Below are 8,203 nucleotides of genomic sequence, written 5' to 3'. Positions count from 1 at the left end.
CTTGTCCTGATTTAAATTTAATCCACTATACTTTTCCATCCATAATAAACCGACCGCTTGCATTCTATTATTTCAAGCGTTCTGATTTATAATCGGGTCGTCTGAAAACCTGCCCACCGCCATCCATCCCATGACCACGGACTTCGACATCCCCCTCTTCCTCAAAAACCTGCCCAACCTGCCCGGCGTGTACCGTTTTTTCGACGAAGGCGGCAACGTTTTATACGTCGGCAAAGCCGTCAACCTCAAGCGGCGCGTGTCCGGCTATTTCCAGAAAAACGACCATTCCCCGCGCATTGCATTGATGGTGAAACAGGTTCATCATATCGAAACCACCATCACACGCTCCGAAGCAGAAGCCCTGATTCTCGAAAACAACTTCATCAAAGCCCTGTCGCCCAAATACAATATCCTTTTCCGCGACGACAAAAGCTATCCCTACCTCATGCTCAGCGGACATCAATATCCGCAGATGGCGTATTACCGCGGCACGCTGAAAAAGCCCAACCAATACTTCGGCCCCTATCCCAACAGCAACGCCGTGCGCGACAGCATCCAAGTTCTGCAAAAAGTCTTCATGCTGCGCACCTGCGAAGACAGCGTGTTCGAACACCGCGACCGCCCTTGCCTGCTGTACCAAATCAAACGCTGCACCGCGCCCTGCGTCGGACACATCAGCGAAGAAGACTACCGCGACAGCGTGCGCCAAGCTGCTACCTTCCTCAACGGCAAAACCGACGAACTGACCCGCACCCTGCAACACAAAATGCAGACCGCCGCCGCCAACCTGCAATTTGAAGAAGCCGCCCGCTATCGCGATCAAATCCAGGCACTCGGCATCATGCAGAGCAACCAGTTCATCGACAGCAAAAACCCGAACAATCCCAACGACATCGACCTGCTCGCGCTTGCCGTTTCAGACGGCCTCGTCTGCGTACACTGGGTCAGCATACGCGGCGGGCGGCACGTCGGCGATAAAAGCTTCTTCCCCGACACCAAAAACGATCCCGAACCGAACGGGCAAGATTACGCCGAAGCCTTCGTCGCCCAACACTATCTGGGCAAAAGCAAACCCGACATCATCATCAGCAACTTCCCCGTACCCGACGCATTGAAAGAAGCCTTAGAGGGCGAACACGGCAAACAAATGCAGTTCGTAACCAAAACCATAGGTGAACGCAAAGTCTGGCTAAAAATGGCGGAACAAAACGCACAAATGGCGATTGCCCAACGCCGCCTGCAACAAAGCAGCCAGCAACACCGCATCGACGAGTTGGCAAAAATCCTGAACATGAATTCAGACGACCTCAACCGCCTCGAATGCTTCGACATCAGCCACACCCAAGGCGAAGCCACCATCGCCTCCTGCGTCGTGTACGACGAACAAAACATCCAACCCTCGCAATACCGCCGCTACAACATTACCACCGCCAAACCCGGCGACGACTACGCCGCCATGCGCGAAGTCCTCACCCGCCGCTACGGCAAAATGCAGGAAGCCGAAGCCAACGGCGAAGCCGTCAAATGGCCCGATGTCGTATTGATTGACGGCGGCAAAGGACAAATCGGCGTCGCCGTATCCGTATGGGAAGAACTCGGGCTGCACATCCCCTTGATCGGCATCGCCAAAGGCCCCGAACGCAAAGCCGGCATGGAAGAACTCATCCTCCCGTTCACCGGCGAAACCTTCCACCTGCCGCCCAACAGCCCCGCCCTGCACCTCCTGCAAACCGTGCGCGACGAATCACACCGTTTCGCCATCACCGGCCACCGCAAAAAACGCGACAAAGCCCGCGTTACCTCTTCCCTCAGCGACATCCCTGGCGTAGGCAGCAAACGCCGCCAAGCTCTACTCACCCGCTTCGGCGGTCTGCGCGGTGTCGTTGCTGCCAGCAAAGAAGATTTGGAACAGGTCGAAGGCATCAGCAAAGCATTGGCGGAAACCATTTACGAGCATCTGCATTGAAAGATAGGGTAAATAAAGCAAAAGGTCGTCTGAAAAGTTTTCAGACGACCTCTTGTTATTCTCTATATCACATTAAAAACAATATTTTTTTAAAACCTTATTAGGAACGTATTGATAAATATCCTGAAATTCTTTCTTTACCGCGGCTGAGGCAGGATTCAGCTTCTCATTCCGCACCAATTTTATTTTATCTTTGGTTACTTCCGACAACGATGCAGCGGTATAGCGGTATTCCTGATGCGAACCTGCCGTCAAACGGTCTCGAGTAAATTCATACCGATATTTATCCTTTCCCGTTTCCCCATAAAAATCAACATCCATCCTGCAACGTCCTTGCAGTTGGGCAAACAATACCAACCCGCTTCCCTCCGGACTCAATTCAAAATCCGTCAAATCCCTTTCATAAACTTTCTTCCATTGGGAATGATGACTTTGAGCAGCAAGCAAACCCGAGCTCAAACATAAAACTGAAACCAATAAACCCTTAGCGACATCCATATATGATTACACCTAAATTTCAAGAGTCCATTATTAAAGCAAAGGACTGAAAATAATACGATTAGATTTCAATTGACTCAATCCTGCTCATCAAACAAGCTGATATCGAACAAATCCGGTTCGCTCATCCGAGCGCGGCAATCGACCTTGATGTCCTCATTTACCCGACAGCAACACGGCAGAATCTCACCGGGCGCGACAAACGCGAGCGGGAAATCGTCGTAGGACACTCTGCCGTCCAATATTTTGACACGGCAGGAACCGCAATAGCCGCTTCGGCACTGGTATTCGACCTCGTGGCCGGTGCGCTCCAATCCCTCCAATAAGGTTTCGCCTTCTTGAAGCTCGAAGGTTTTGTCGTGTGTGCTGATGAGTGCCATTGTTATCTGTTTAAGCGGGAAAGGCCGTCTGCACGGTGTAACCGAAATCTTTGATTTCGTTTCTACACCTGTTCAGACGACCTCTGATGATGGAAATGCGGAAAAACCGCCAAGTTTGATTACAGTTCGAAATCGCCCAAATCGTCCGCGCTGACTTCCGAATCGATCTGACCGATTAAGTAAGAAGAAATTTCCACTTCCTGCGGCGCGACCTGCACGTTGTCAGACGACAGCCACGCGTTAATCCACGGAATCGGGTTTTGGGTAGCGCCTTCGAATCCGGCGGGCAGACCGACCGCCTGCATACGCAGGTTGGTGATGTATTCGACGTATTGCGCCAAAATTTCCTTATTCAGACCAATCATTGAGCCGTCTTTAAACAGATAGGCCGCCCATTCTTTTTCCTGCTCAGCTGCTTTTTTGAAGAGGTTGAAACACTCGTCCTGCAATTCATTCGCGATTTCAGCCATTTCAGGATCATCGGCACCGGCGCGCATCAGGTTGAGCATATGCTGCGTGCTGGTCAGGTGCAGGGCCTCGTCGCGGGCAATCAGTTTGATGATTTTGGCGTTGCCTTCCATCAACTCGCGCTCGGCAAAGGCGAACGAGCAGGCAAATGAAACGTAGAAACGGATGGCTTCCAACACATTGACGCACATCAGGCAAAGATAGAGTTTTTTCTTCAACTCGCGCAAAGACACGGTAACGAGCTTGCCGCCGACATTGTGCGTTCCTTCGCCCAACAGGTTGTAATACTGGGTGTATTCGATCAAATCATCGTAATAACAGGCGATGTCTTCGGCGCGGGCAATGATGTATTCGTTCTGCACGATGTCGTCGAACACGACCGACGGATCATTCACGATATTGCGGATAATGTGGGTATAGCTGCGCGAGTGGATGGTTTCGCTGAAGCTCCACGTTTCAATCCAAGTTTCCAGTTCGGGAATCGACACCAAAGGTAGTAAGGCAACGTTCGGACTACGGCCTTGGATGGAGTCGAGCAAGGTTTGGTATTTCAGATTGCTGATGAAAATGTGTTTTTCGTGTTCGGGCAGGTTGGCGTAGTCGATACGGTCGCGCGACACGTCGATTTCTTCCGGCCGCCAGAAGAAAGACAGTTGTTTTTCAATCAGTTTTTCAAATACTTCGTATTTCTGCTGGTCATAACGGGCAACATTCACCGGCTGACCGAAAAACATCGGCTCTTTAAGCGCATCGTTTTTGGTTTTGGAAAAGGTGCTGTATGACATGACTAGGTGTTCGCAGGACATGGTGTTTCTCTTTTTAAAAAATAATATTTAGTTTTCAGAGTACCCTTTTGATATTCAAAACAAGACCATCTAAAAATTATTCACAAACCATTATTTAAATAACTTTCATTTTTTACTTTGCTCTTTTATTTCGGATATACATTTGTGAACGATTTTCTGACAACCTAGTTTCAAAAATATCAATTACACGCACTAAATCTCCCAACTTCGTATAACCATAATTTTTACTATCAAAAGATGATTGGTTATTGATAATCTTCCCAACATTACTTAATGATGCCCAACCGTCTTCATCACAACTATTGGCAATGGCTTCTCTTAATAAATTCATTAATGTGGTATTACATTTAAGTTCATTAGCAGTTCTCTTCCGAATTTCAGCTGGTTGAGCATTTGTCCCACTGCTTTTATCAAAACTTGCATCTAAAAATAAAAATTTGCTACATGCAGCAACCAACGATTTAGGTGTTTTATGTTCGCCAAAACCAATGACTTGTTTCCCTTCCATTTTTATTCTCATTGCTAACGGTGTGAAATCACAATCGGAAGAAACAATGCAAAAAACGTCTATTTTATCTTGAAATAATAAATCCATTACATCTATGGTCATCGCCATATCCGTTGCATTCTTACCCTTTGTATAATCAAACTGTTGAACAGGTGCTAGAGCATAATCCAATAAGACAGCTTCCCAACCTTTTAATTGTTCACTTTTCCAATTCCCATAAATTTTTCTTATCATTACTGAACCATAATTTGCAAGCTCATTAAGAATAAAATCAATTTTCCCAAAAGGTGCGTTATCCGCATCTATAAAAAGAGCGACAATAGATTGTTCAGGTATATTCTTCAATTTGTTTTCCCCCTATGTTATTTATTATTTCAGACGACCTCGTGAGGTCGTCTGAAATTCCCCTTATCAAATCTTACAAGCCCCACCAGCGCAGCCGTCATCCTGAATATCAGTCTGCGTATCGTCCGCGCCGTCGCGGGTGTTGTGGTAATACAGGGTTTTGACGCCGTATTTGTAGGCGGTCAGCAAGTCTTTGAGCATTTGTTTCATGGAAACTTTGTTGCCTTCGAATTTACCCGGATCGTAGGCGGTGTTGGCGGAAATCGCCTGATCGACGAATTTCTGCATCACGCCGACAAGTTTCAGATAGCCTTCGTTGCCCGGAAGTTGCCACAGGGTTTCATAGGCGTCTTTCAGGGTTTCAAATTCGGGCACGACCTGTTTCAGGATGCCGTCTTTCGAAGCTTTGACCGTTACCAATCCGCGCGGCGGCTCGATGCCGTTGGTGGCGTTGGCGATTTGCGAGCTGGTTTCAGACGGCATGAGTGCGGTCAGGGTGGAGTTGCGCAGACCGTATTTGACGATGTCGGCGCGCAGGCTTTCCCAATCGCACAACAGCGGTTCGCTGCATACGGCATCCAAGTCTTTTTTGTAGGTGTCGATGGGCAGTTTGCCTTGCGAATAAACGGTTTGGTTGAACAGCGGGCACGCGCCGTATTCTTTGGCAAGGTTTACCGATGCTTTGAGCAGGTAATACTGCATGGCTTCAAAGGTACGGTGGGTCAGGCCGAGCGCGGAATCGTCGCTGTAACGGACGCCGTTTTTCGCCAGATAGTAGGCGTAGTTGATGACGCCAATGCCGAGCGTGCGGCGGTTCATGGTCGCGGTGCGGGCGGCTTCGACCGGATAGTCTTGATAATCCAGCAAGGCATCAAGTGCGCGCACAGTCAAATCGGCAAGCCCTTCCAGCTCGTCCAAGCTGTTTAATGCGCCCAAGTTGAAGGCAGACAGGGTACACAAGGCGATTTCGCCGTTCGGATCGTTGATGTTGTCCAGCGGTTTGGTCGGCAGGGCAATTTCCATACACAGGTTGGACTGGTGCACGGGGGCTACGCGCGGGTCAAACGGACTGTGCGTGTTGCAGTGGTCAACGTTTTGGATGTAGATACGTCCCGTTCCGGCGCGTTCCTGCATCAGCGTGGAGAACAAATCGGTAGCCGACAAGGTGCGTTTGCGGATATTCGGGTCTTGCTCGTATTTCGTGTAAAGACGCTCGAATTCGTCTTGATCGGCAAAGAACGCGTCGTACAGGCCGGGGACTTCGTTGGGCGAAAACAGCGTGATGTTGCCGCCTTTAATCAGGCGGGTGTACAGCAGGCGGTTGATCTGCACGCCGTAATCAAGCTGGCGGATGCGATTGTCTTCCACGCCGCGGTTGTTTTTCAACACCAACAGGCTTTCGGCTTCGATGTGCCACAAGGGGTAGAACAAAGTTGCCGCGCCGCCGCGTACGCCGCCTTGCGAGCAGGATTTAACTGCCGCTTGGAACATTTTGAAAAACGGAATGCAGCCGGTGTGTTGCGCTTCGCCGCCGCGGATTTCGCTGCCCAAACCGCGGATACGTCCGGCGTTGATGCCGATGCCCGCGCGTTGGGAAACGTATTTCACAATCGCGCTGGTGGTAGCGTTGATGGAATCCAGACTGTCGTCGCATTCAATCAATACGCAGCTTGAGAACTGGCGCGTAGGCGTACGCACGCCGCTCATAATCGGGGTCGGCAGCGATACTTTAAATGTGGAAACGGCATCGTAAAAACGTTTGACGTAATCCAAACGCGTCTCTTTCGGATATTTACTGAAGAGGCACATCGCCACCAAGATGTATAAGAACTGCGGCGTTTCATAAATCTGGCGGGTCACGCGGTTCTGCACCAGATATTTGCCTTCGAGCTGCTTCACGGCGGCATACGAGAAGGTCATGTCGCGGCTGTGGTCGATATAGGCATTCAGCTCGTCAAACTCTTCGCGGCTGTAATCTGCGATGATGTGGCGGTCGTATTTGCCCGCATCGGTGAGTTTTTTAACGTGGTCAAAGAGATGCGGCGGTTCGAACTCGCCGTAAGCGATTTTGCGCAGGTGGAAAATCGCCAGACGCGCGGCGAGATATTGATAATCGGGCGTATCCTGCGAAATCAGGTCGGCAGCCGCTTTGATAATGGTTTCGTGGATGTCGTCGGTGCGGATGCCGTTGTAAAACTGGATGTGCGATTTGAGCTCGACCTGCGATACGGAAACGTTTTTCAAGCCTTCCGCCGCCCAAGTAACCACGCGGTGGATTTTGTCTAAGTCGATATTTTCCAAACGTCCGTCGCGCTTGGTTACTTTCAAATCAGTCGGTGCATTCATCGTGAGCTTTCTCCATCCTGAAACACAAGATACAGTATGTATTAATGTCGAGTGGCACAATATAGTGTATTTTTCGTCGCTTATCCAGTCTTGACAAGACTGCTGTTTTGAAATCGTGCTTTTCCCAATTTTCTTTCAGACGACCTCTTTCCCTATGATTCAAGCCTTACCGCGAAGACGTGTTTTTCGGCATCAAAACCCTCATGCGGCTATGAGCTTATGAAATAAGGTAAATTCGGATTTGTGTTAAATTTTGAAAATAAATGGCATGACACCGAATGACAAATGCAACACAAGGTCGTCTGAAACGTGATAATTCATGCAGTTTATTATTTTCTCTGTTTGATAATATCTAATTAAAGATAGGTTTCGTCAAAATGCTTTAAATACCCCACCCGCTTTTTCAGACGACCTATCCAGCCCAATTTCCTTTTTGTAAAAGCCATGAATATAATGAAATTCTCCATCTTAAATAAACAGGAGTTCGCCATGTTACTGAAAAAAAGCCTTCTTCCCGCCCTGTCTGCCGCACTGATACTGGGTTTTGCAGCCCAACCTGCCGATGCTGCCGCCCACAAACACCATAAATCCCACCACGCACAAACCAAAGCCAAACAAGGCAAGCTGCATCCTTCTTGCAAAAAATATCTCGACCGCCGCGCCGCATGGTACAAATACAAAGGCAACAAAGCCGAGCTGAGAGAAAACGTCAAAGCCCGCAAAGCCTTCCGCCAACTGCCGTATAAAGAACAACGCATCCAATGCCAAGCAGCCTATGAAGCATTTGATGATTTCGACCACGGCAAATTCCGTCGCTAAAAACAGACAAAGGTCGTCTGAAAGCTTCTTCGGCATTGAACTGCACCCCAAAAGTTGGACACATCCC

The 8,203-nt window shown here is 49.0% G+C and carries 7 protein-coding genes; 2 read left to right on the top strand and 5 right to left on the bottom strand.

What is annotated here, in order from left to right:
* Window positions 1-130 precede the first annotated feature (130 nt).
* Window positions 131-1,966 carry an excinuclease ABC subunit UvrC gene (uvrC, locus tag HMPREF2572_RS00520; protein WP_070495370.1) on the top strand — a complete coding sequence of 612 codons (1,836 nt, stop codon included), beginning with the start codon at window positions 131-133 and terminating at the stop codon, window positions 1,964-1,966.
* Window positions 1,967-2,038: 72 nt separating this feature from the next.
* Here the strand turns inward: uvrC and HMPREF2572_RS00515 are convergent, their stop codons facing one another.
* The 5 genes from HMPREF2572_RS00515 to nrdA form a co-directional block, all read right to left on the bottom strand.
* Window positions 2,039-2,464 (bottom strand): hypothetical protein, encoded by a 426-nt coding sequence (locus tag HMPREF2572_RS00515; RefSeq protein ID WP_070495368.1) that lies wholly within the window; start codon window positions 2,462-2,464, stop codon window positions 2,039-2,041.
* A 77-nt stretch (window positions 2,465-2,541) separates the two neighbouring features.
* Window positions 2,542-2,844, bottom strand: a complete 303-nt coding sequence (gene yfaE / locus HMPREF2572_RS00510) for a class I ribonucleotide reductase maintenance protein YfaE (RefSeq protein WP_070495366.1) — start codon at window positions 2,842-2,844, stop codon at window positions 2,542-2,544.
* A gap of 119 nt (window positions 2,845-2,963) precedes the next feature.
* Window positions 2,964-4,097 (bottom strand): class Ia ribonucleoside-diphosphate reductase subunit beta, encoded by a 1,134-nt coding sequence (nrdB, locus tag HMPREF2572_RS00505; protein WP_070495372.1) that lies wholly within the window; start codon window positions 4,095-4,097, stop codon window positions 2,964-2,966.
* 133 nt (window positions 4,098-4,230) lie between these two features.
* Complete coding sequence (locus tag HMPREF2572_RS00500) at window positions 4,231-4,971, bottom strand: NYN domain-containing protein (RefSeq protein WP_070495363.1); 741 nt, start codon at window positions 4,969-4,971, stop codon at window positions 4,231-4,233.
* Window positions 4,972-5,037: 66 nt separating this feature from the next.
* A complete protein-coding gene (gene nrdA, locus HMPREF2572_RS00495; RefSeq protein ID WP_070495361.1) occupies window positions 5,038-7,317 on the bottom strand; it encodes a class 1a ribonucleoside-diphosphate reductase subunit alpha in 2,280 nt (759 codons plus the stop codon).
* Window positions 7,318-7,806: 489 nt separating this feature from the next.
* On the opposite strand from nrdA, the gene HMPREF2572_RS00490 reads away from it, so the two are divergent.
* On the top strand, window positions 7,807-8,136 hold the full coding sequence (locus tag HMPREF2572_RS00490) for a stress response protein (protein ID WP_070495359.1): 330 nt from the start codon (window positions 7,807-7,809) through the stop codon (window positions 8,134-8,136).
* Window positions 8,137-8,203: the final 67 nt, after the last annotated feature.

This window comes from Neisseria sp. HMSC064E01, from assembly GCF_001808875.1.
GTDB lineage: Bacteria > Pseudomonadota > Gammaproteobacteria > Burkholderiales > Neisseriaceae > Neisseria > Neisseria sicca_A.
This window is presented reverse-complemented; position numbering and strand designations above follow the sequence as displayed.